Origin of the sequence: Streptomyces sp. NPDC058877, from assembly GCF_042742855.1 — a bacterium.
In the GTDB taxonomy this organism is placed as follows: Bacteria; Actinomycetota; Actinomycetes; order Streptomycetales; family Streptomycetaceae; genus Streptomyces.
In genome coordinates, this window is the sequence record NZ_JBHYMF010000083.1 from 1 (window position 1) to 23,044 (window position 23,044).

At 70.4% G+C, this 23,044-nt stretch carries 22 protein-coding genes and 1 tRNA gene; 13 read left to right on the top strand and 10 right to left on the bottom strand.

Features of this window, described 5'->3' with window-relative positions:
• Positions 1-163: 163 nt before the first annotated feature.
• The 4 genes from ACFW2Y_RS20035 (at position 164) to ACFW2Y_RS20050 (ending at position 3,337) form a co-directional block, all read left to right on the top strand.
• Positions 164-1,192, top strand: a complete 1,029-nt coding sequence (locus tag ACFW2Y_RS20035; RefSeq protein WP_384880780.1) for a hypothetical protein — start codon at positions 164-166, stop codon at positions 1,190-1,192.
• Positions 1,185-1,982 (top strand): hypothetical protein, encoded by a 798-nt coding sequence (locus ACFW2Y_RS20040; protein WP_384880783.1) that lies wholly within the window; start codon positions 1,185-1,187, stop codon positions 1,980-1,982. Before ACFW2Y_RS20035 ends, ACFW2Y_RS20040 begins: the two co-directional genes overlap by 8 nt.
• 250 nt (positions 1,983-2,232) lie before the next feature.
• Entirely contained in the window at positions 2,233-2,817 is a 585-nt protein-coding gene (locus ACFW2Y_RS20045; RefSeq protein WP_384880786.1) for a hypothetical protein, read from the top strand.
• A gap of 31 nt (positions 2,818-2,848) precedes the next feature.
• Positions 2,849-3,337 (top strand): DUF4265 domain-containing protein, encoded by a 489-nt coding sequence (locus ACFW2Y_RS20050; protein WP_384880789.1) that lies wholly within the window; start codon positions 2,849-2,851, stop codon positions 3,335-3,337.
• Between the two features lie 39 nt (positions 3,338-3,376).
• On the opposite strand, the gene ACFW2Y_RS20055 is transcribed toward ACFW2Y_RS20050, so the two are convergent.
• Positions 3,377-4,258 (bottom strand): barstar family protein, encoded by an 882-nt coding sequence (locus ACFW2Y_RS20055; protein ID WP_384880791.1) that lies wholly within the window; start codon positions 4,256-4,258, stop codon positions 3,377-3,379.
• Between the two features lie 188 nt (positions 4,259-4,446).
• On the opposite strand from ACFW2Y_RS20055, the gene ACFW2Y_RS20060 reads away from it, so the two are divergent.
• Positions 4,447-5,007 carry a hypothetical protein gene (locus ACFW2Y_RS20060; RefSeq protein ID WP_384880793.1) on the top strand — a complete coding sequence of 187 codons (561 nt, stop codon included), beginning with the start codon at positions 4,447-4,449 and terminating at the stop codon, positions 5,005-5,007.
• Between the two features lie 204 nt (positions 5,008-5,211).
• On the opposite strand, the gene ACFW2Y_RS20065 is transcribed toward ACFW2Y_RS20060, so the two are convergent.
• Positions 5,212-5,529 carry a helix-turn-helix domain-containing protein gene (locus tag ACFW2Y_RS20065; RefSeq protein WP_384880796.1) on the bottom strand — a complete coding sequence of 106 codons (318 nt, stop codon included), beginning with the start codon at positions 5,527-5,529 and terminating at the stop codon, positions 5,212-5,214.
• A gap of 48 nt (positions 5,530-5,577) precedes the next feature.
• On the opposite strand from ACFW2Y_RS20065, the gene ACFW2Y_RS20070 reads away from it, so the two are divergent.
• The gene (locus tag ACFW2Y_RS20070; RefSeq protein ID WP_384880799.1) at positions 5,578-6,531 is read left to right on the top strand and encodes a hypothetical protein; all 954 of its coding nucleotides are present in this window, start codon (positions 5,578-5,580) and stop codon (positions 6,529-6,531) included.
• Complete coding sequence (locus ACFW2Y_RS20075; protein WP_384880802.1) at positions 6,528-8,357, top strand: hypothetical protein; 1,830 nt, start codon at positions 6,528-6,530, stop codon at positions 8,355-8,357. Before ACFW2Y_RS20070 ends, ACFW2Y_RS20075 begins: the two co-directional genes overlap by 4 nt.
• Before the next feature lie 234 nt (positions 8,358-8,591).
• Here the strand turns inward: ACFW2Y_RS20075 and ACFW2Y_RS20080 are convergent.
• The 7 genes from ACFW2Y_RS20080 to galU form a co-directional block, all read right to left on the bottom strand.
• Positions 8,592-8,665, bottom strand: a tRNA-Ala gene (locus tag ACFW2Y_RS20080).
• A 203-nt stretch (positions 8,666-8,868) separates the two neighbouring features.
• Positions 8,869-9,894, bottom strand: a complete 1,026-nt coding sequence (locus ACFW2Y_RS20085; protein WP_384880803.1) for a hypothetical protein — start codon at positions 9,892-9,894, stop codon at positions 8,869-8,871.
• Positions 9,895-10,030: 136 nt separating this feature from the next.
• The gene (locus ACFW2Y_RS20090) at positions 10,031-10,624 is read right to left on the bottom strand and encodes a GNAT family N-acetyltransferase (RefSeq protein WP_384880851.1); all 594 of its coding nucleotides are present in this window, start codon (positions 10,622-10,624) and stop codon (positions 10,031-10,033) included.
• A gap of 14 nt (positions 10,625-10,638) precedes the next feature.
• On the bottom strand, positions 10,639-11,199 hold the full coding sequence (locus ACFW2Y_RS20095) for a molybdenum cofactor biosynthesis protein B (RefSeq protein WP_384880806.1): 561 nt from the start codon (positions 11,197-11,199) through the stop codon (positions 10,639-10,641).
• Positions 11,196-11,681: a cyclic pyranopterin monophosphate synthase MoaC gene (moaC, locus tag ACFW2Y_RS20100; protein ID WP_384880809.1), complete on the bottom strand. Its 486-nt coding sequence runs from the start codon at positions 11,679-11,681 to the stop codon at positions 11,196-11,198. Before moaC ends, ACFW2Y_RS20095 begins: the two co-directional genes overlap by 4 nt.
• A gap of 57 nt (positions 11,682-11,738) precedes the next feature.
• On the bottom strand, positions 11,739-13,106 hold the full coding sequence (glp, locus tag ACFW2Y_RS20105) for a gephyrin-like molybdotransferase Glp (RefSeq protein WP_384880812.1): 1,368 nt from the start codon (positions 13,104-13,106) through the stop codon (positions 11,739-11,741).
• A gap of 4 nt (positions 13,107-13,110) precedes the next feature.
• The gene (galU, locus tag ACFW2Y_RS20110) at positions 13,111-14,022 is read right to left on the bottom strand and encodes a UTP--glucose-1-phosphate uridylyltransferase GalU (RefSeq protein WP_384880814.1); all 912 of its coding nucleotides are present in this window, start codon (positions 14,020-14,022) and stop codon (positions 13,111-13,113) included.
• 104 nt (positions 14,023-14,126) lie between these two features.
• Between galU and ACFW2Y_RS20115 the strand changes: the two genes are divergently transcribed.
• Positions 14,127-14,720, top strand: coding sequence for a 5-formyltetrahydrofolate cyclo-ligase (locus ACFW2Y_RS20115; protein ID WP_384880817.1), 594 nt, complete (start codon positions 14,127-14,129; stop codon positions 14,718-14,720).
• Here ACFW2Y_RS20115 and ACFW2Y_RS20120 read toward each other — a convergent pair whose 3' ends face one another.
• Positions 14,721-17,480 carry a penicillin acylase family protein gene (locus ACFW2Y_RS20120; RefSeq protein ID WP_384880820.1) on the bottom strand — a complete coding sequence of 920 codons (2,760 nt, stop codon included), beginning with the start codon at positions 17,478-17,480 and terminating at the stop codon, positions 14,721-14,723. It abuts the gene before it with no gap.
• Between the two features lie 212 nt (positions 17,481-17,692).
• Between ACFW2Y_RS20120 and ACFW2Y_RS20125 the strand changes: the two genes are divergently transcribed.
• The 5 genes from ACFW2Y_RS20125 (at position 17,693) to ACFW2Y_RS20145 (ending at position 23,030) form a co-directional block, all read left to right on the top strand.
• Entirely contained in the window at positions 17,693-19,264 is a 1,572-nt protein-coding gene (locus ACFW2Y_RS20125) for a potassium/proton antiporter (protein ID WP_384880854.1), read from the top strand.
• A gap of 253 nt (positions 19,265-19,517) precedes the next feature.
• Positions 19,518-20,795 (top strand): MFS transporter, encoded by a 1,278-nt coding sequence (locus ACFW2Y_RS20130; RefSeq protein ID WP_384880823.1) that lies wholly within the window; start codon positions 19,518-19,520, stop codon positions 20,793-20,795.
• 223 nt (positions 20,796-21,018) lie between these two features.
• Positions 21,019-21,348 (top strand): FmdB family zinc ribbon protein, encoded by a 330-nt coding sequence (locus ACFW2Y_RS20135; RefSeq protein WP_384880826.1) that lies wholly within the window; start codon positions 21,019-21,021, stop codon positions 21,346-21,348.
• Positions 21,349-21,442: 94 nt separating this feature from the next.
• Positions 21,443-22,288 carry an S-methyl-5'-thioadenosine phosphorylase gene (locus tag ACFW2Y_RS20140; protein WP_384880829.1) on the top strand — a complete coding sequence of 282 codons (846 nt, stop codon included), beginning with the start codon at positions 21,443-21,445 and terminating at the stop codon, positions 22,286-22,288.
• Between the two features lie 127 nt (positions 22,289-22,415).
• On the top strand, positions 22,416-23,030 hold the full coding sequence (locus ACFW2Y_RS20145) for a hypothetical protein (RefSeq protein WP_384880833.1): 615 nt from the start codon (positions 22,416-22,418) through the stop codon (positions 23,028-23,030).
• The last annotated feature ends 14 nt before the right edge of the window (positions 23,031-23,044 follow it).

Here is a 23,044-nt window from a genome sequence, read left to right on the forward strand (position 1 = left end):
TGGGGTGTTCACGGGTGCCTCTGACCAGGTCCGCACAAGACCGAATGAAGATCGCTTCCCAAACCGACGGAGATCGTTTCCCACGTACACTGCCGGGATGCCGCGGAGGAGCCCGGTCCGGGTCGATGAAGGTGCGCTGCTAGACCGGCTCGGCCCTGATGCCATGAGGTTCGACCTGACCGGCGCCTCGTTGATCGTCGGTGCCACGGAGATCCAAATCATCGCCGACGCCAATGACGACCCGGCGTCCAGCGGCGTCTGGAGCCGGGACCAGTTCCGTCTGGTCGGCGAGGTACCCGCAGACATCAACGAGGCGCTGACCGGCTACCGGGACGTCTGGAGCTTCGACGAACTCCGGCAGCGGCCGGTGAGCATCGCCATCAGGGTCGATATCGGTTGCTTGCTGCTCGGACGAGCCGAGTTCCGCCGCTGGGGGCCCGGCTGCTACGAGTTCGAGTTCATCGAGCCGCTGACCAGCGGGCTGCTGGAGGTGGTCCGGCCCTCCGTTCCCGATCCCGTACTGCCCACACCGACGTGGGTGGATCTCGTGGCGGCGCGTCCGCAGGAGGCGTTGACGCTGTTCGTCGAGTCGTGGTTCGCCCGGTCCCGACAACCGAGCATCAACACGTCGGCGGAGGCCGTGCCGGCCGCGCTGGCTGCTTTCTACCGCCTGGCCGAAGAGCGGCCGGGAATCCTGGGTTCGCACAACTACGTGCACGAACCGGAGCCCGACCGGTGTGGCCGGGGCGAGGAGCACTTCTCGTTCGCCTGCGAGGTTCAGGGATGCTGGTCGTGGTGCTTCCCACGCCGTCCGGACACGGAGAACGGAGAGCACACTGTCCTGCTCGTCCGGGACGACGAGGCACTGCCGGAGCAGGAGCCTCTGAGCAGGTTCCTGCTCCAGTTCGTTCTGCACGAGGCGACCTTCAGTGCTCCTTACTTGGCACAGGCCGTCGCCTCTGCCGACGACATCGTCCCCCTGCTCCGCTCCGTGCTGCGGGACGTCCCGCTGCGACCCTTCATGGCACCACTCGATCCGACGACCTTCCTCGCCGGCCCCGGCATCGTGGTCGCGCTCTCGGACGGCCCAGGAGAGGACGGCGAAGCCGCCGTCAGCATCGGCGCCCTCCAGCGCAGCGCCCTGCACCCTCTCGGGCAGTTCGACGTCCCCTGGATCAGATTCGATGGCTGATGCCTTCCCGCCCCCGGAGGAGTGGGATGCTGCGGCAGCGGACCGCTTCCGGGACGAGTGCTTCGAGCCCGGTCTGCGGCGCATCTTCCGGTCCGTGGTGACCGATCGGATACCTACCGACGAGCGGCCGCCGCACAGTGCTCTGCTCTTCGGGCCGGAGTTCGGGCCCTTCGCCTCAGACCGCGAGTTCGCAAGCGACTTCTACAACGACATCCATCACCAGGGCATCAGCAACGCGTATACCGCGCAGGCGGTGCCCATGGTGGCCGCCCTCGCCTCCGACGAGCGCGTTCCGGCTGATGAGCGAGCCAGCCTGACGACTCTCCTCTTCCACATCGCCACCGAGATCGACCGCCTCACGGCTGACTGCTGGCCCCGGCAGCACCCGCAGAGTGATCCAGCCGCAGCTGCCCGGGCACGCGCAGCCGTCCGGCGGACGCTTCCAGAGCTGGCGGCCCGTTGGGATACCGCGTCCCTGGGTGTCCGCCTCGCTCTGGCCGCTCTCTGCGCCAGCTTCCCCGAGGAACCGGCGTCATTCCCCTTGCTGGAACGAACGGGAGCATTGGCAGAGGACCTGCACGACAGCCGGCCGCTCTCCGGCTTCCTCCACTTCGCACTGCTCACTGGCACCGCCCCGGAAGAGGCACTGCACACCCGGGTCGACGAGCTGACCGCCTCCTACTGGAGACCCACCCCACGCGAACTACCTGCTCGGCAACGGGCAGTGCACCTGCTCGACCAGATGCTGGCCTGGCTCCGGTGGAAAGTGCTTCCCAACCTCGCCGAATGACCGCGCCGGTCAGCAGATGCCTCGAACGGCACGCGGAAACGACGAAGTCCCAACGTGCTCACGCATCACGGTCATGAGCCGCTGACCGTATTCTGCTGCCCTGGGACCACGAAGGAGACGTATGAGGCCCTCTCCCGGCGTAGGCGTTCACCCTGACCTTCCCGGCACTCTCGTTCACTTCACGGGACGCCCACGAAGCAGCGATGACCATCCCCCGGCTCATGCGAATGGGACCGCCGAGGAACGACTGGTGGGCATCCTCCGCGAGGGAAAGATTCGCGGGAGTGTGCCGTACCGCCAGAACCAGGCTGTGGTCTGCCTGGGCGAGCCCTCCGATGCCGCTCGTCGGGTCCTGCTTCGCGACGGCATTGGCCCGCGCGGGCCGTACGGGCCGTGGGCGCTTCTACTCGACCGCGAGGCTCTCATAGCCGCTGGTGCCCGGCCAGTGCTCTATCTCTCGGACGAGGAGTTGCTCGCGACTGATGGAATGCCAGCCCGATTCCGCGGCCGGCGAGTGCGCTACGAACCCGGCTCCGCGGATTGGCTGCACGAGCGCGAATGGCGGCTTACGTTCAACGACGACGAAACTCCCGACTTCGTACTCACAGCCGATGCCGTCGCGGGCGTCATCGTCGGCGAACAGGGTTGGATGCCTCCGAGCAACTTCGATGAGCAACCCCTTCCCCACGAGCTCTTCAACTATCCAGAGGCTCTCGATTCGAAGCCACGATGGTGGTGGGACGGCAAGGATCTCGTGGCAGACGGAACATTCGCACTTCGCGAGCGGTATGAGTACGAGAAGTGGTTCCTCCTCGACTTCATGGGCCTCATCTGAACGATGATCGTCTCTTGTGGATGATGGTGTTGTGACGAGCATCAGTGGCGACCATGTGAAGGTCTACTTCCGGATGGATGTGGACGAGGACGGCTGGCCGCCGGCGAGCGTCGAGAGCCTGTGGGCGGTGGGCCTCGGTGACGGCACGGTGCGTTTGGACAACACTCCCTGGTTCGTACGTGGGGTTGCCAGCGGGGACATCATCAAGGTGGAGCCCGACAGCGAGGGTCTCCTCTGGGCAGGAGAGACGGTCCGAGCATCGGAGAACTGCACGATCCGGCTGATTGTGTTGAAGGACAGCGGATCAGCTGCTGCTAGGCAAAGCGTCCTGGAGATCTTCCACAAGCTCGGCACGACGGGCGAGGGCATCGAGCGGTACGGGATGGTGGCGCTCGATGTCCCGCCGCAGGCGGACCTGCAGCGGATTCGCAAGCTCCTGGAGCACGGTGAGGCGAAGGAGTGGTGGCACTGGAAAGAAGGGTGCGTCACTGCTGCTTGGAGGGCTACGGCGACGGAGTAAGGACTGCCGCAGCGCGCGTTTGCACTCCGAGGCTTGTCCTCAGTGACGGTTTGCGTCGAGCCACTCGTCGCTGTTCCACATGACGGGCATGGCACCGACAGGTTCGAACTTGATATTGGCGTCGTTGCTGTGGACCAGGCTGAAGAAGCGTCGTTGGAGTACGGCCGCTTGGCGGGCCTGGTCGGCGATGATGTCCAGGACGACTTGCGCCGCCCTGGGGCAGGTTGCCGCGAACCGGTCGTAGTTATTGAAGACGAGGACCAGTCCGGTGCCCTCGGGGGCATCGTCGTAGCTGCCGTAGCAGGCCACGTCGCCAAGGCAGTCGTTGAGCGCGTCCAGGTTGTGCCCGTAGTAGTCGGGAAAATCCAGGGCCGCGGCCATGGCGTGGTGCATGTCCCGCTCCGTGTTCCACTGGCCGGCTTCCAAGCGGATGACGCGGAAGCCTCGGCCTTCAAGACGCTCCACTGCATGTGTGAGGAGGCGCTTGCGCCAGAAGAGGGTGACGAAGGTGTTGGTCATGTACTCGATGCCGGGAAGCCGAGTAGTCGTGGCGGTTGGCCCCGGATTCTGTGCCGCGTCGCTCCGGTAGACGTCGAGGAGACGGAAGAACTCTTCGACGGGAGTCGAGCCGTCGGGGGTGTTGCGCTCGATCTCGGCTGCCCAGGTGAGGGAGGCGACGATGCCGCGATATTCGCAGAGCCAGCGGCTGAAGTCGTCTTCGGGGCAGAAGGCCCAGGGTTCGTCGATGCTGTGCACACCAAGCGCCACCCGGTAGCCGGTAAGCATGGACTGCAGGTGCTGGAGTGAGCCACCAGGCAGCCACATGCCGGGCCGGAGGCGGATCTGCTCGAGGAAGTCGTACACGTCCGTGCAGTCCTGCCAGTGCTTGGCGGTGCTCTGCGGGCTGTCGTCGGTCGGCATGAGGTGAGCCTATGGCGCGTGGCAAGAATGGTCGCCCATCGATGCGGTACGGCCTGGAGATGGACGTGTGCGATCGGTTGAGGGCAGTTGCAGTCACCCTCTGCGATCTTGTTGCAGTCCGTCCTAGTTTTGGCTGGGGCTTCGAATGTCGTCGGAGTCGGGTAGTCAGCAGCGTGAGGGCGGTCTGAATGGCGTCACTGTTCGAGCGTCTGGATAGGGAAGAGGCAGCCGTTCGCGGCGAGTTGTCTGTCCTGAGCAAGGAGTTGGATGCTCTGCATGGACGGATCGCGGCTGCCGAGGGTCGTCTGGCAGATCTGGTAATCACGCGGAAAACGGTCGTTTCGCTGGGCGGTTCAGAGTACGCCGCACACGACACGGAAGGCGGCCAGCCGGACGCTGACGACAGTGACGAACCGGACCCAGAGCATGGCCCCCCCGCCTCCCCTCCTCGAACTGACGGGACCGCTGCTGGTGAGGCCGAGCCTGCGGGCCCGTTGGAGCGGGAGGTCACGCGTGAGCGTGCGTTGGTGCTGCTGGCTGGGGCTGGACGACCGATGTATGTGAAGGACATCGCTGCGGCGATCGGCGAGGACGTCTCGGACACGTCGAAGGGACGGCGCGTGGAGACGACCAGGTCCCGCCTGAAGGCACTTGTGCGGGAGGGCAGGCTGATGGAGGACCCTACGGCTTGGTTCACGATCGCCCCGGCCAGCGCCGGTGAACAGCGGCAGGGGGACGCTCGGGAGTAAACCGGGGCCGCGAGCGCGCGGCGTTTCAGGTGGCACCGCCGAGGGACTACCAATCGACTCGGCGGTGCCGGGTGCGTGAGCGCCATCCGACAGGTGGCTCCGCGCGTCTTCGAGCGTAGTGGAGACTTTCGCCGCTCGATGCGCGGAGCCGCGAACTTCGTCATGCCCGGTCGCCGTTTGGCGTCTTCGGGCGTGAATCGAGGCTCAATGCGTTCTCTTCCGTTCGATGTTGATGTCGCCTGGCCACAGGTTGGCGCCGGTGAAGTGGGCGAGGCGGGCGACGGTCGCCACGTCCGGCCAGGACCGTCCCGCGAGAAGGTCGGCGACGGCCTGCCTGTTCACTCCGGAGCCGGCGGCGGTCGCGCGCAGACTCAGCCCCTGGTCGTCCAGGGCCAGGGCGAGCGTGCGGGCGATGTGCCGGACCGCTTCGGCGGCCGTGTCGGCGCTCGGCCGCTCGGGCCAGGTTTCCGGGTTGTCGGTCAGCTCCCTGGGGGAGCGTGCGCGGGCGCGTCCGCCGACCATGCGCGCACCATCCTGTCCGTTGAAGTTGATCAGCTGTGGAATGGCTGCTTGTCCAGCCGGTATGCATGGACCGTGGTCCTTGATCCCGTCACCTCCGCGAAGATCACCCGCTACCGGCCCAAGGACGCTCCGCCGCTCTGGGCCGAGGTCGCTTCGCTGGTGCGGTCGGTCGTCGCCGCGGCCGTGACAGCCGTGCCCTATGACGTGGAGCGTCTGCTGCACGTGGTGGGCAGGCTGGCGCTGTGGGCCGAGGCGGCGGGGATCGAGCGATCTGCGGACGCGTGGCTGCGCAACGAGGTGATCGACGCGTTCGTACTCTCGCGGGCCGGGGACATCGAGGCGTCGTCGGTCCGGACGTACCGGACGTGGCTTCTGCGCGTACGTGATGCGCTGGCCTGGAGCGAGCGCGGCGAGGCGCCGCCGGTCCGGATGCACGCGGACGCAAGTCCGCACCAGCCCTACACTGCAGCCGAGTTGGCGGGCCTGCGACACTGGGCCACCCATCTGCCCCGCCAGCAGAGGACCGACGCGCTCGCGCTGCTGGGGCTGGGTGCCGGCTTGGGGCTGATGCCGAAGGAGGTCGCGGCCAGCCGGGGCACCGATCTGCGCCGTCCGCGCCGGGACGGTCCGCTGTTGCACAAGGGCGTCGAGCGGCTGGTCCCGCTCGTCGCCCGTGCCGCCTGGGACCCCGTTCTGGGTGAACTGGCAGATCGGGCGGGCGGCGGGTACTTGTTCCGGCCGAGGCGGACCGTCGAATACTCCAAGAACCTGATCGGCTCCTGGTCCCTGCTCCACCGTCCTCCGCAGGATCTGCCCGCGGTGCAGGTGGGCCGGTTGCGGGCGACGTGGATCGTCGAGTTGATGCGCGCGCATATCGATCACCATCTGATCGCGCAGGCAGCCGGGCTCGCATCGGCCGCGTCCCTGGCGCGCTGGCAGCATTTGGTGCCGCCCGTCGATGACGCCACTGCCGCACGGCTCCTGCGCGGGCCGGATCGGTGACCAAGCCCCGGGCCTGGCGGAGTCCGGAGAAGATCAGAAAGTGCCGACCACGACCAGTCACCGACGCGCCGTTCGAGATCCCGGACTCCAAGGTCGGGCACCTCGACGCACTCCTGCACGACTCGGGTGTGCTGGAGCTGATCGACGCCGAGCTGGCGGGACGCCCCGGGCCGAAGGGTCTGCCGGTGCGGACCGTGCTGGTGGGGCTGCTGCTGTCCCTGCACTACCACCGCAGCGCGACTCTCGCGGATGTCTGCCGCGTGCTCCTGGACGAGCTGCGGGCGCCTGCCCGGGGCTGGTTGGGAGTCCCGGACCCCAGCTCGCTCGACGCTCACGGACGGCACGCGTTCACCCGCTGTGTCTACCGGTCCTTCGACCGCCTGACCACCGCTCTGGACCCCTTCCGCTGTGACCGGCGCCGTCGGCTGCCCGCTGACGAGGCCAGGATCGCGGTCTCGGCCTGGGAGGACATGGACAGCGAACGAGTGCGCCGCCGGATCTTGCTGCAGGAGATCAGCGACCGCCTGGTGCTGGTCACGGTCCGTCTCGCTCACCGCCGTGGCCTGTTCAAGGGCTGGCGGGGCGATATCGGGGTCGACACCACCCCGGTTCCCGCCTGGCACCACGAGCCCAGCGAGCGTCGCGGTCTCGCGTCCGTCGAGCTCACCGCCGGCTGGCACTACTGCGGCGGCGCCGACGAAGGGATCTTCGGGCACTCCGCCACCCTCCTCGTCGCCGCCAGCCGCAGGCACCCGGCCGGCCACCCCCGGGCCGGAAAGCGCGTCAGCCGACACCCCCAGCTCGTGCTCGGCCTCGTCCTGGACAGACCCGGCAAACGGATCGGCCAGAACGCAATCCACGCCCTGACCGCCCTGACCCCGTTCGGCTTTCCCACCGGGATCCTGGCCTCCGACCGCGCCTACACCGATCAGGTCTCCACACACTTCGCCCAGCCCGCACGACGCCTCGGCTACCAGCTCGTCCTCGACTACAAACGAGAGAACCGCGGCGTCCAGGGCACTCACGAAGGCGCCCTGCTCGTCGACGGGTCTCTCGCCTGCCCAGCCATGCCCACCACCCTCGCCCAGGCGACCTTCGACCTCAGCGACAAAGCCGTACGCGGCATCGCCGACGACACCCTGCTCCGCGAGCAAATCGCCGCCCGCGAGCCGTACTACCTGCGCCTCAAGCAGTCCGCGGACGAGCGCGGCGCAATCCGGCTCCAGTGCCCGGCCAGCGGACCATCGCCCAAAGTGGCCTGTCCCCGCTTCAACCAGGTCCACCAGATCCCCGCACCACGACCTCCTGTCGTGGACCTCACCGACCAGCGGGCCACCGCCGCACACACCGCGGCCAAACCCACCGTGCCCATCCCCCAGGCCGAACGCCTGCGACCGCTGCCCAAGAAGGAACTGCCGCAGATCTGCCAGAAGCCGACGATCACGGTCCGGCCCGGCGACCTCGGCAAGAGCGACAAGTTCCGCCAGGACCGGCACTACCTCCACCCCAGCTGGCAGGACGCCTACCGGCCCGAACGGGCCAACATCGAAGGGGCGAACGGGAGGCTCAAGAGCCACGGCATCAATATCGCCGACCCCAGCAAGCGGCTCGCCCACGGCCGCGTCGCGCAGACCATCCTCCTCGCCCTGATGGTCTGCAGCGCCAACCTGCAGATGCTGTTCACCTGGGACCAGACCGCCGGCACCACAGCCAATAGGGATCCTGCCGATGTGATCACGGCGCCCTCGGAAACGGCTCCGGGTTCCCTCGCCGCGAACGGGCTCTCCCCACCCCGGACACCAACGATGGTCCACACCAGCACATAACGCCCCAGCACGACACGACGAGCTCAAGCACGCCCAGCAGCAGCTCCGACGCCTCTCACCCACCCGAACCACCCCGCACCCCAGGCCGATCCTCTGCCGGGCCATCGTCCTAAGCCCCGTCCGCGTTCGGACACCAGCTCGAACACACCCCGGAAACGCCGAGATCCCGCCCAGCCTCTCGGCTGAACGGGATCTCGTGACGATTCTCGAGAGCATCTCGAGAACTGTCGTCTGTGGACCTGTGGGGATTTGAACCCCAGACCCCCTCGATGCGAACGAGGTGCGCTACCAGACTGCGCCACAGGCCCTTGCGACGTGTGAAACATTAGCATCCCGATCGGGGAGAACAAAAATCGCTCCCGCCGCAGGTCAGCCGGGACCGTCGGGGACCCCGTGCAGGGGGTGCCGCCCGCACGAACGGGGGCGGCCCACGGGCCGGCGGGTACGGGTCGGGACCTTCCCGGAAGGCGCGAGTCCGCCGGGCCGGGGCCCGGGGCCCGACCGGCAGGGGTCATTCGTTGGCCGCTCGGGGGCGGTCGTCGTCCGCGTACTGGTCGAAGAGCGGGGTGCGCCCGTGGTCGCGGCCGGCGTGGGGTCGGGCGGTGCGCTGACGGGGGGCCGGGCCGGGGGCCGGGTCGGCCGCCGTGGAGGAGCGGGCCGAGCTCCAGGTCTCCGGGTCGGTGATGTCGACGCCGCTCGTGGCGCGCGGGGCGACCGGCGCGGTGACGTAGGTGGGCAGCGGCACCGGGACGGGCTCCCAGCTGCCGCCGCGGGCCGGGCCCCGCTCGCGCTGTTGGTCCACCCACTCCGCGTGGTCGGTCTGCTCGACCAGGGCCCGCCGGTCGGCCTCCTGCGGGGAGACGGAGGGGACCGCGGGCGTCTGCTCGGCCTCCGGTTCGGGGGTGGGGGCCGGGCGACGGCTCTCGCGCAGTCGGGCGGCTGCCGCTTCGGCTCGGCGCCGGTCCATCACGTACACGAACCGACGGCGTTCCTGGGCCCGCAGGTGGACGATGTACGCGCTGAGCAGCAGTGCGGGGGCGGCCGGGGCCCACAGGAAGGCGACGCCGCCGATGGCCGCGACGACCGCCCCGAGGGTGAAGGCGACGAAGAGGAGCGTCGTGGTCCGTCGGCGTCGGGCGAGGACCTTGCCGCGTCGGGCCCGCTCGGCGGCTCCCGGGGCGGGGCGGGGCGCCGGGTGCGGCTCCGGTTCCGACGGGGGGACGGGGGGGCTCATGCGGGCCTCCGTCCTGGCCGCGGGCGCGGAGAAGGCCCGGACGTCGACCGAGCTCAGGTGCTCGGTCTCCGCGTCCGGGTCCACGTCGGGCGTCGGTCCCTCCGCCGCAAGGTCCCGCTCCTTGAGCTCCTTGGCGTATCGGCGCTCCATGCCCGCCCGTCCGGAAAGCAGCCGGATGGCGGTGCTGAAGCGTTCCGTCGGACGGGCTTCGTTCAACTCGTCCTGCCTGCGGAGCCACATCGGCACCAAGTAGGCGGCCCAGGCCCCGACGATGACTGCGTAGATGAGGCCGCTGCTGCTCACGCTCACACGGTAGAGGGGTTCCGTAACACGCATCGGCCAATTGGCTCGGTGTGTCGCACGATCTGGCTGATATCACTGAACTTTTTTGTGATTGTTCAGATCGATTGACCGCCAACTGGCGATTGAATTCGAACACTTATTGCATTCTTGCGTGGTGCCAGCGTCGAAGGAGCCCTTCCGGCACCTCCTCCGCCGTCAACGCGAACACCAGGTGGTCCCGCCACGCACCGTCGATGTGGAGGTAGCGGGGCCGCAGCCCCTCCTCGCGGAAGCCGAGCTTCTCCACCACACGGCGGGAAGGCCCGTTCTCCGGGCGGATGCACACCTCCATGCGGTGGAGCCCGAGCACCCGGAAGCAGTGGTCGACGGCGAGGGCGACCGCCGTCGGCATCACCCCGCGCCCGGCCACCTCCCGGTCCACCCAGTACCCCACGTGCCCCGAGCACATCGAGCCCCAGGTGATTCCCGCGACGGTCAACTGGCCGACGAGCCGGCCCTGGTACTCGATGACGAACGGCAGCATCCGCCCGGCGTTCGCCTCCGACCTCAGGTGCCGCACCATCTGGCGGTACGTCGGCCGCTGGGCGACCGGGCCACCGGGAGCCGGCGGCGGAACCGTCGCCTCCCAGGGGCGCAACCACTCGCGGTTGCGACGGTTCACCTCGCGCCAGGCGGCCTGGTCACGCATCTTTATCGGTCGGAGCAGCACATCGCCGTCGACGAGGACCACCGGCCAGGACGGAATCACGACGCTCTCGGATGGTCGCCGCCGCGGATCTGGTCGACGGCGTGGCGCAGCAGCGGCTCCAGGACGGCGAGCCCGTCGCGCACCCCGCCCGGAGAGCCCGGCAGGTTCACGATGAGCGTGCTGCCGGCGACCCCGGCCAGACCGCGCGAGAGCGCCGCCGTCGGCACCTTCTCCCGGCCGTGGGCGCGGATCGCCTCGGGGATGCCCGGGATCTCCCGCTCCAGGACCCGTCGGGTCGCCTCGGGGGTCTCGTCGGTGGGCGAGATGCCCGTGCCGCCGGTGGTGACGATCACGTCGTACCCGGCGGCGACCCCGGCGCGCAGGGCCGCCTCGACGGGCGCGCCGTCGGGGACGACCTGGGGGCCCTCCACGGCGAAGCGCATCCGGGTGAGGCCCTCGGCGATCAGCGGGCCGCCCCTGTCCTCGTACACCCCCGCGGACGCCCGGTTGGAGGCGGTGACGACGAGCGCGCGATAGGCCTCCGCCGGGGCCTCCCCTGGACGGTCGGGGGCCGCCTCGTGCTCGTGTGCTCCCGCGACCCGGCCGGCGCGCGTCACGCCTCGGTCCTCGTCCAGTGGCCCGACTTGCCGCCCGTCTTCTCCTCCACCCGCACGTCGGAGATGACCGCGCCCTTGTCGACCGCCTTGACCATGTCGACGACGGTCAGGGCGGCCACCGAGACCGCCGTCAGGGCCTCCATCTCGACGCCGGTGCGGTCGGTGGTCTTCACCGTCGCCAGGATCTCGACCGCGTCGTCCGCGACCGCCAGGTCCAGGGTGACGCCCGAGACGGCCAGCGGGTGGCAGAGGGGGATGAGGTCGGGGGTCTTCTTGGCGCCCATGATCCCGGCGATGCGGGCGGTCGCGAGGGCGTCTCCCTTCGGGACGCCCTCGCCGCGCAGCAGCTCGATCACGCGCGGCGAGACGAGGACCCGCCCGCTGGCGCGGGCGGTGCGGGACGTGACGTCCTTCGCCGATACGTCGACCATGCGGGCCGCGCCCGCCTCGTCGATGTGGGTGAGACCTTGCTGCGTGCTCATGGCCGTGACACTCCCGGTCGCTGTGTGGGACGACACCGTACCCCCACCCTCGCCCCCTCAGCCGAGGAGGACCACTTCCAGCTCGGTGCCGGGCTCCGCCCTCTCCGTCTCCTCCGGGACCACCAGCAGGCAGTCCGCGTGCGCGAGGGCCGCGATCAGATGGGAGCCGGCACCGCCCACCGGAGTGACGGTGCCTGCCTCCCGGTCGTACCGGCCGCGCAGGAACTGCCGGCGGCCCGCCGGGGACGACAGGGCCCCGTCGGCGGCGAGGGTCGCCCGCACCCGGGGCCGGTGCAGGTCCTCGACGCCCATCAGCGCGCGGATCGCGGGACGCACGAACAGCTCGAAGGAGACGTACGAGGAGACCGGGTTGCCCGGGAGGGCGAGCAGCGGGATCTGCTCGACGCCGATCGCGCCGAAGCCCTGCGGCTTGCCCGGCTGCATCGCCAGCTTGCGGAAGTCGACCTGTCCGTCGGCGGTCAGCGCCTCCTTCACCACGTCGTACGCGCCGACGCTCACCCCGCCGGTGGTCACGATCAGGTCGGCCCGGATGAGCTGGTCCTCGATGGTGGCGCGCAGCGACTCGGCGTCGTCGGCGACGGCGCCCACCCGGTAGGCGAGGGCGCCGGCGTCCCGGGCCGCCGCGGCGAGCGCGAAGCTGTTGGAGTCGTGGATCTGGCCCTTGCCCAGCGGTTCGCCGGGCTGGACGAGCTCGCTGCCGGTCGAGAGGACCACCACCCGGGGCCTCGGACGGACCCGGACCGTGCCGCGGCCGATCGCGGCGAGCAGACCGATCTGCGGCGGCCCCAGGACCGTGCCCGCCGCGAGGGCGAGCTCGCCGGCCCGTACGTCGCTGCCCGCGGTCCGGACGTGGGCGCCGGCCTCGGCGGACCGGTGCACCCGGACCTCTCCCCCGGCCCCCTCGGGGGCGGCGCTCGCGGCGCTCATGCCGGTGGCGGCGCCCCCGCCGGTGCCGCCGTCGGTCCACTCCACGGGAACGACGGCCTCGGCGCCGGGCGGCAGCGGGGCGCCGGTCATGATCCGGGCGGCTTGACCGGGGCCGACCTCGGGCAGGCCCTCGGCACCGGCCGCGACGTCGCCGATCACGGTGAGGACGGCGGGGAACTCCTCGGTGGCGCCGGTGACGTCGGCGATCCGGACGGCGTACCCGTCCATGGAGCTGTTGTCGAAGGGGGGCAGCGCGACCGGCACCGTCACGTCCTCGACGAGGACACAGCCCTGTGCGTCGAGGAGTTGGAGCTCGATGGGTTCGAGCGGGCCGACCGTCGCGAGGATGTCGGCGAGGTGCTCGTCCACCGACCACAGGCCGCGGGCCGGGCCTGCGCAGGGGTCGGCGGACCCTTCGCCGGGGCCGTGCTCGTGGTGGTCGTCGTGGGACGGCGACGGTGCCGCGCTGCTGCTCAAGGTGTTACATCTCCTCGCTGACGTATCTCCGGAGCCAGGCCCGGAAGTCCGGTCCCAAATCTTCACGTTCGCACGCGAGTCTGACAATGGCACGCAGATAGTCCCCGCGGTCACCGGTGTCATAGCGGCGTCCCTTGAACACGACGCCGTGCACCGGGCCGCCGATCTTCTCGTCCGAGGCGAGTTTCTGCAGGGCGTCGGTCAGCTGGATCTCCCCGCCGCGCCCCGGCTCGGTCTCCCGCAACGTGTCGAAGACGGCCGGGTCCAGCACGTAGCGGCCGATGATCGCGTAATTGCTGGGCGCCTCGCCCGGGTCGGGCTTCTCGACCAGGTCCGTGACCTTGACGACGTCCGAGTCGCCGGTGGGCTCGACCGCCGCGCAGCCGTAGAGGTGGATCTGCGAGGGCTCGACCTCCATCAGCGCGATCACGCTGCCGCCCTCGCGCTCCTGCACCTCCACCATCCGCGCGAGGAGGGGGTCGCGCGGGTCGATGAGGTCGTCGCCGAGGAGCACCGCGAAGGGCTGGTCGCCTACGTGGGGGGCGGCGCAGAGCACGGCGTGGCCGAGGCCGCGCGGGGCGCCCTGGCGCACATAGTGCATGGTCGCGAGGTCGCTGGACTCCTGGACCTTGGAGAGGCGTTCCCCGTCGCCCTTGCGGATCAGGGCTTCTTCCAGTTCGTAGTTCCGGTCGAAGTGGTCCTCCAGGGGGCGCTTGTTCCGGCCGGTGATCATCAGGACGTCGGAAAGGCCGGCCGCGACGGCTTCTTCCACGACGTACTGGATGGCCGGCTTGTCGACGACTGGCAGCATCTCCTTCGGCGTCGCCTTGGTCGCCGGAAGGAAGCGGGTGCCGAGGCCGGCGGCCGGGATGACAGCCTTGGTGATCCGACCGAGCCTGAGGAGCGACTGATTCATGCGGAGCACCTTAGTCGTTCAGAATGAGAAGAAGATGTGCCTTCGGTTAACTTTCTTGCCATAAAGCCAATTATGAGAATTTCACGAACACATAGAAGGCCTTCATGACTTCGGAGATGTCTGAAAAGACCGTGCTGCGCAGCCGACTTCTGGCAGCCCGGGCCGCACTGACCCCCGATTCCCTCGCGAACACGGCCGAATCACTGGCCCGCCGGGGAATGGAACTGGCCGAACTCTCCGGGGCGGCCACCGTCGCCGCCTATGTGTCGGTGGGGCGCGAGCCGGGCACGCGCGCGCTGCTCGACGCCCTCCGTGTGCGCGGGGTACGGGTCCTGCTCCCCGTCCTGCTGCCCGACAACGACTTGGACTGGGCCGCGTACGAGGGGCCCGGACGGCTCGCGAAGGCGGGCCGGGGACTCCTCGAACCGCTGGGCCCCCGGCTCGGCCCCGAGGCGGTGTGCACCGCCGACGCCGTGCTGCTGCCGGGCCTCGCGGTGGACGGCCGCGGAATGCGGCTCGGGCGGGGCGGCGGCTCGTACGACCGGGTCCTCGCCCGGCTCGTCCGGGCGGGCGTCGACCCGGCCCTGGTGGTGCTCCTCTACGCGGACGAGGTGGTCGCCCGGGTCCCGGAGGAACCGCACGACCACCCCGTACACGCGGTGGTGACCCCAAAGGGGGTCACCCGTTTCCGCCCCTGATCAGGGCTTGAGGACCAAGGTGTCCTCCGCCGCCGCGTCCACCGCGGCCTTGCCGTAGGCCCAGTCGTACAACTCGCCCTTCGCCCAGGTGTCCGTCTGGTCGGCGTAGTGGGGGTGGAAGGCGTGACCGGAGGCCCCGGTCAGGTTGACCCAGCGGGACTTGTCCCAGTCGCCGACGTTGACGACCATCCGCATCGACGGCACCCAGATGACGTCGTAGCCGCCGGCCGCGTTCCAACCGGTGGCGTCGACCGCCGCCTCGCCGCCGCCCAGGTTCCACGGGCCGCGGTTGAGGAGCCGCTGCACGAAGCCGGGGCCCGCGGTGCCGAGGGTCTGGTTCTTCAGGGTCAGCTGGTGCAGGCGGCCCCAGTTCCAACTGGAGACGTCCTTGCCGAGCTTGGCGGTCAGCTCCCAGCGCGCGTCCTTCATGGCGCGGGCGAGCAGCTGGTCGCGGGTCTCGGTGGCCGGGTCGGTGCGGTTGGCGGGGGTGACCCACCAGTCGCTCTTCTCCTGCTTGAGGAGCGGACGGACCACCTCGTACCAGCGGTCGCCGCCGTCCGGCTGCGCCGAGTCGGGGTCGCGCTCGCCGCACTCCCGGACGAGCTTGTTCTGCTCGTCGACCGGGCCGGTGGCGTCGGCCGGACGCACGTTGATGCAGTCCCCCTCGACGCGCAGCTCCTTGGGCAGCTTGTCGCCGAAGGCGAGCTTGAGGACGTTGCGCCAGACGGCGTTGAAGTAGGCGGCGGCGGCCGAGTCGGGCTCCTGGGTGTAGTCCCAGCCCTCCAGCAGCTTCTGCGCCTCGCGGACGTAGGGGTCGGCGATGTCGACCTTCAGCAGCAGCGGGTTGAGCAGGGTCGCGATCTCGCTGCGGTTGTCGCTCTGCATGGTCCGCATGTCGTCCGGCGAGATCTTTCCGCCGTCCTTGATCTTCGACTCGATGAGGTCGTTGATCCGCTGGCTGCGCGAGCCGTAGCCCCAGTCCTTGGTGAGCAGGTCGGGGTAGGCCTTCTCGTCGATGACGGCCTGGTTGGCGGTGACGATGTAGCCGCGCTCCGGGTCGTACTCGTAGGGCAGCTGCTCGAAGGGGATGTACCCCTTCCAACGGTAGGAGGAGTCCCAGCCCGGCGCCGGGAGGGTGCCGTCGCCCTTGGAGCGCTGCGGGATCTTGCCCGGGGACTGGTAGCCGATGTGGCCTTCGACGTCGGCGTAGATCAGGTTCTGGGACGGGACCTCGAAGTTCTTCGCGGCGGCCCGGAAGGTGGTGAAGTCCTTGGCCCGGTCCAGGGCGAAGATCGCGTCCATCGACTTGCCCGGCTGGAGCGCGGTCCACTGGAGGGAGACGCCGTAGCCGGTGCCGCGGTCGGGGGCGGCGTTGCCGACGGGGGCGGTCCGGCCGACCTTCTCCAGCTCGGAGGAGCGGTCGGAGACGAGCGGGCCCCGCTCGGTGGAGCGGACGGTGATCTTGCGGTCGCTGCCGCCGGCGACCTTGATGGTCTCCTCGCGGCTCGTGAAGGGCTTCACCTTGCCGTCGACGAGGTAGCCGTCGGGGCCGATCTTCTCCAGGTAGAGGTCGGTCACGTCGGCGCCCAGGTTGGTGAGGCCCCAGGCGACCTTGTCGTTGTGGCCGATGATCACTCCGGGCGTGCCGGAGAAGGTGTAGCCGGCGACGTCGTAGCGGCAGGTCGCCGAGACCGAGCGGCAGTGCAGGCCCATCTGGTACCAGAGGGACGGCAGCTGGGGCGCGAGGTGCGGGTCGTTGGCGAGCAGCGGCTTGCCCGAGGTCGTGTACGTGCCGGAGACGACCCAGGAGTTCGACCCGATGCCGTTGCCGTTGGGGCCGAGGAGGGCCGGGACCGTGTCGAGGACCTCGGAGAGCGCGCTGAGCTGGGACTGCACTCCGGAGGAGCCGGAGGAACCGGAACCGTCGGTGCCGGTGCCCGTGGCGTCCCCGTCCGCGGTGCCCTCGTCCCCGGATGCCCGGGCCTTCGGGTCGAACTTCCCGGTGGACTCGTCGACCGTGCCGCCGCCCAGGATCGGCTGGTGGAGCGCGTACGGGTACTCCGGGTACAGCTCCTTGATCTGCTTCGCGCTCAGCCGGCTCGTCATCAGCGAGCGGTCGATCTCGTCCTGCATGTTGCCGCGCAGGTCCCAGGCCATCGCCTTGAGCCAGGCCACCGAGTCGACCGGCGTCCACGGCTCGATCGCGTAGTCGTTGGTGAAGGCGAGCGCGGCGTACTCGACGGAGACGTCGGCCGGGTCCCGGTCCTTCAGGTAGGCGTTGACGCCCTCCGCGTACGCCTGGAGGTACTTCTTGGTCTCCGGCGAGAGGACCTTGTCGTACTCCTCCTGCGCGACCCGGCGCCAGCCGAGCGTGCGCAGGAAGGCGTCGGTGTCGACCTGGCTCTCGCCGAACATCTCGGAGAGCCGGCCCGCGGTCACGTGCCGGCGGACGTCCATCTCGTAGAACCGGTCCTGCGCCTGGACGTAGCCCTGGGCGCGGAAGAGGTCCGCCTCGTTGTCGGCGTAGATCTGCGGAACGCCGTTCGCGTCGCGTTTGACCTCGACGTCGGCGGAGAGCCGGTCGAGGCGGATCTCACCGGTCGTCTGCGGGAACGAGGCCCGGACGGTGCTCACGCCCCAGTAACCGCCGAAGCCAATGCCCACGACCAGTGCGAGGACCAGGACGAGGAGGAGCAGGCGGGCACGCCGCCCTTTCTTGGCGGTCTTCTTGCCGGGGGGTGCGGTCGTGTTGGAGGGCATCGCTGTCCTTCGAGGGGCAGGGTGGTCCTGGGGTACGGGAGCAACCTTAGGCGCAGCGTCCGGACGGCCCGGACGCGGTGTCAGGAAGAGAACCGTACTGATGAACGAGGAGAGGCAAAGCCGGCGTCAAGAAAGCGTTAAAGATTAGGTAAGGTAACGAAGTACCGGCCGCTGGAGCACGATCCAGCCGCACGTGAGGGGAAGGAACGGCACTGACTGTCCACCAGCTCAACGCACTGCTGCTCATCTGCTCGCTCGTCCTGCTCGTGGCCGTCGCCGCCGTGCGGATCTCCTCCCGGAGCGGCCTCCCCAGCCTCCTGCTCTACCTGGGCATCGGCGTCGCGATGGGACAGGACGGCATCGGCAACGTCGCCTTCGACAACGCCGAGCTCACGCAGGTCATCGGGTACGCCGCCCTCGTCGTCATCCTCGCCGAGGGCGGACTCGGCACGAAGTGGAAGGAGATCAAGCCGGCCCTGCCCGCCGCGGTCGTCCTCTCCACCGTGGGCGTCGCGGTGAGCGTCGGCATCACGGCCTCGGCCGCGCACTACCTGGTCGGACTCGACTGGCGACAGGCCCTGATCATCGGCGCCGTCGTCTCCTCCACCGATGCCGCCGCGGTCTTCTCCGTCCTGCGCAAGGTGCCCCTCCCCTCCCGGGTCACCGGCGTCCTGGAGGCCGAATCCGGCTTCAACGACGCCCCCGTCGTCATCCTCGTCGTCGCCTTCTCCACCGCGGGCCCCGTCGACCAGTGGTACGTGCTCGTCGGCGAGATCGCCCTCGAACTCGCCATCGGCGCCGCCGTCGGCCTCGCCGTCGGCTTCGTCGGCGCCTACGGCCTGCGCCACGTCGCCCTGCCCGCCTCCGGCCTCTACCCGATCGCCGTCATGGCCATCGCGGTCACCGCGTACGCCGCCGGCGCGATGGTCCACGGTTCGGGCTTCCTCGCCGTCTACCTGGCCTCGATGGTCCTCGGCAACGCCAAGCTGCCGCACGCCCCCGCGAACCGCGGCTTCGCCGAGGGACTCGGCTGGATCGCCCAGATCGGCATGTTCGTCCTGCTCGGCCTGCTCGTCACCCCGCACGAGCTCGTCCGCGACTTCTGGCCCGCCGTCGTGATCGGCCTCGTCCTGACGACGGTCGCCCGGCCCATGGAGGTCCTGGTCAGCCTGCTGCCCTTCCGGATCCCCTGGCAGGAGCAGGTCCTGATGTCCTGGGCCGGCCTGCGCGGAGCCGTCCCCATCATCCTCGCCACCATCCCGATGGTGTCGCAGATCGAGGGCAGCGAGCGGATCTTCAACATCGTCTTCGTCCTCGTCGTCGTCTACACCCTCGTCCAGGGCCCGACCCTGCCCTGGCTGGCGAAGGCCCTCAAATTGGGCGACTCCGCCGAGGCCGCCGACCTCGGCGTCGAATCCGCCCCCCTGGAGCGGCTCCGCGGACACCTGCTCTCCGTGGCCATCCCGGCGGGCTCCCGGATGCACGGCGTCGAGGTCGCCGAGCTCCGCCTGCCGGCCGGGGCCGCGGTCACCCTGGTCGTACGGGACGACGCCAGCTTCGTACCGGGGCCCTCGACCGTGCTGCGGCGCGGCGACGAACTCCTGGTCGTCGCCACCGACCCCGTGCGCGACGCCACCGAGCGGCGGCTGCGGGCGGTCGGACAGGGCGGCAAGCTCGCCGGCTGGCTCGGGACCGGCGGATCGACCGCCGTCGGCAGGGCCGCGGAGACCACCCCGCGCTTCCACCTGCCGGGAAGTGGCCACGAGAGGAAAACTTCCCGTTAATCCCAGGCATTAATTCGGGTGCGGGAGTGTTTTCCCAGGCGGGAAGAGCCTCTCCCCTGTACCATCTAAGGAACACCTGATCGAACCAACTCTGCCTGACGCAGAGCTGGCGCGACCGTATGGCGGCCGTGGCGCCCCTCCACCGTGGGGCCGGCCCGGTATCTACCGCAGTAACGCGCATGAGGACAGCTCTCGGCGACACCCGCACCACCGTGCTCGGGGCGCGCTACCAGGCGGCAGAAAGGCAAGGACCGTGGCGTCCACGGTCGTCTCGGACAAGCGGCCCGGCTACGGGCAGCTGCTGCGCACTCCCGGTGCGCTCTCCTTCCTGATCCCCGGCTTCGCCGCACGACAGCCCTTCGCGATGCTGACCATCGGCATCGTCCTGCTCGTCCAGCACACCACCGGATCCTTCGGCAGCGCCGGCGCGGTCGCCGCCGTCACCGGCGTCTCCATGGCGCTCTTCGCCCCGCAGAGCGGCAAGCTCGCCGACCGCTTCGGACAGCGCGCCGTCCTGGTCCCCGGGGTCCTCGTCCACTCCGTCGCCGTCTCCCTGCTCGTCGTCCTCGCCCTGGTCGGGGCCCCGCTGTGGGCGCTCTTCCTGGCCGCCGTGCCCGCCGGCGCCTCCGTGCCCCAGGTCGGGCCGATGGTCCGGGCCCGCTGGGCCGCCAAGCTGGACGGGACTCCGCTGATGTCGACGGCCGCGGCCTTCGAATCCGTGACGGACGAGTTCACCTTCGTCGTCGGCCCCGTCCTCGCGACCGCCCTGTGCACCGGGGTCCACCCGGCCGCCGGCCTGATCGCCGAGGCCGCCCTCACCCTCGTCGGCGGCCTGTTCTTCGCCGCCCAGCGCGCCACCCAGCCCGCTTACGGACGGCCCACCACGGCCACCGCCGAACCCCACCGCTCCGCCCTGTCCGTCCCCGGCGTCCGCGTCCTGGTCATCGCCTTCCTCGGCATCGGCTCCGTCTTCGGCGGCATGCAGGTCTCCCTCACCGCCTTCACCGAAGAGATCGGCAACCCCGGCGCCAACGGCCTGCTGTACGGGATCTTCGCCGCCGGCAACATGCTCGCGGGCATCGCCATGGGCGCCATCGCCTGGAAGACCGGCCCCCGCCGGCGCCTGGTCCTGGGCTACGCGGGTCTCGCCGCCGCGGCCTCCCTGCTGTGGACCGCACACTCGGTGCTGCTCCTCGGCGCCCTGGGCCTGGTCGTCGGCCTGTGCATCGCCCCCGCGCTGATCACCGGCTACACCCTGGTCGAGGCCCTGGTGCCGGCCACGGCCCGCACCGAGGCCTTCACCTGGCTCACCGGCGCCGTCGCACTCGGCCAGGCCGCGGCCGTCACGGTCGCCGGACGCCTCGCCGACGCCCACGGCGCCAGCGCCGGCTTCCTGGTGCCGATGGCCGGCACCGCCCTCGCCCTGGCCACCCTGCTGGCCCTGCGGTCGCGGCTCGCGCCGGCCCGCGGGACCCGCACGATCGCCCGGGGCACGAGGGACCGCGAACCGGTCACGGTCGGAAGCGCATGAAGTCGACCTGCTCGCCCTTCCCCCCGGGGAACGCACCGCGGTGACCCTCGCGGGGCCTGCCGGAAGGAGGCCCTTCGCGCGGACCTTCGGGCCTCCGTGGCGACCGGTCGGGCCCCGACCGCCGGCGAAGCAGGTGACGAATGTTACTCCGAGCGGCTGGACGCAGCCGCTACTATGGAAAATTGTTAGCACTCATCGAGTGAGAGTGCCAGGAGGAAGTCAAGTGCCGACCTACCAGTACCAGTGCACCGAGTGCGGCGAAGGCCTCGAGGCGGTGCAGAAGTTCACCGATGACGCCCTGACCGAGTGCCCCAGCTGCCAGGGACGCCTGAAGAAGGTGTTCTCGGCCGTCGGCATCGTCTTCAAGGGCTCCGGCTTCTACCGGAACGACAGCCGCGGCTCCTCGTCCAGCAGTTCGCCGGCCTCGTCGAAGTCCTCGACCACCCCGTCGACCTCGTCGTCCGCTTCGTCCTCGGACGCCAAGCCGGCCGCTTCGTCGTCCGCTTCCTCCTCCTCGACGTCCTCGTCGAGCACCGGAAGCTCCGCAGCCTGACCGCTGCCCCGCGGACTTCCCGAGGGCCCCGTCGCACCCCGCGACGGGGCCCTCGGCCGCTCCCCCGCCGCACCCCGTGCATAGAGTGACCGGCATGGCGAACCATGACGCGTACGCGGACATCGGCGTGATCGGCGGCTCCGGCTTCTACTCGTTCCTGGAGGACGTCACGGAGGTGTCCGTCGACACCCCCTACGGCAGCCCCAGCGACTCCCTGTTCTTCGGCGAGGTCGCCGGCCGACGGGTCGCCTTCCTGCCCCGGCACGGCCGCGGCCACACCGTCCCCCCGCACCGGATCAACTACCGCGCCAACCTCTGGGCGCTGCGCTCCGTGGGCGTGCGGCAGGTCCTCGGCCCCTGCGCCGTCGGCGGGCTGCGCGAGGAGTACGGGCCTGGCACGCTCGTCGTGCCCGACCAGCTGGTCGACCGCACCAAGAGCCGCGCCCAGACCTACTTCGACGGGGAGCGCCGCGCGGACGGCGCCGTCCCCAACGTCGTCCACGTGACCTTCGCCGACCCCTACTGCCCGGACGGGCGGCGGGTCGCCGTGAAGGCCGCCCGGGGGCGCGGTTGGGAGCCGGTCGACGGCGGCACCATGGTCGTCGTCGAAGGCCCCCGCTTCTCCACCCGTGCCGAATCGCGCTGGCACGCCGCCGCCGGATGGTCGATCGTCGGCATGACCGGGCACCCGGAGGCCGTCCTCGCCCGCGAACTGGGCCTCTGCTACACCTCGCTCGCCCTCGTCACCGACCTGGACGCGGGCGCGGAAACGGGCGAGGGCGTCTCCCACACCGAGGTGCTGCAGGTGTTCGGCGAGAACGTGGAACGCCTGCGGGGGGTGCTCTTCGACGCGGTGTCGGCGCTCCCGGCGACCCTGGACCGGGACTGCCTCTGCACCCGTGCCCAGGACGGCTGGGACCTGGGGATCGAGCTGCCCTGAACCACCCCCGGGGGTGAGGGGGTCGTCCACAGCCGGGGAGCGGTCCACAGGGCGGCGCGGGCCGGGGGCGGGGTCGGGAGAGTGGGGGACGCACCCCGCCCCCGAGCCGAACAGGCGGTACCTCCCCGTGACGACGCCCCCCTCCTCCGTCCCCGCGCCCCGTGTGGTGCCGCCCTTCGAGCCGCTACGCGTCCGGGGCACCCGGCAGCGGTTGCGGCGGGCACTGCGCCGGGGGCGGCGCGCACCGGCACTGCTCCTGGCCCTGACCGCGGCCTCGCTGGCCGTCGCGCTCACCGGCTCGGGACCTCCCCGCCCGGGGCTTCCGGGCACGGGCCCCGCGCACGCGGGGCCTTCCGGCAGGACCCCGTCGAGCGCCGGCCCCTCGTCACTCGAAGCCCCCGCAGCACACGGGCCGGTGCTCCACGACTCCACGCCCGGCGCCCGCGCACGACCCCCCGTCGCAGACCTGGTCTCCGCACCGGTGCGGATCGCCGACGCCGAAACCGTCCGGCTGCTGCGCCCCGGCGACCTGGTCGACGTCATCGCCGCGCCCGACTCCCCGCTGGGCGAGGGGGGCGAAGCCCGGGTGGTCGCCACGGGCGCCCGGGTGGCAGAAGTCCCGCGCCCCGCGGAGGCGCGTGCGGACGGCGGGGCGCTCGTCGTCCTGTCCGTGCCGCGCTCGACCGCCACGACACTGGCAGGTGCCGGTGTCACTTCCCAACTGGCGCTGATCTTGTGCTGATTCGCACTGACTCA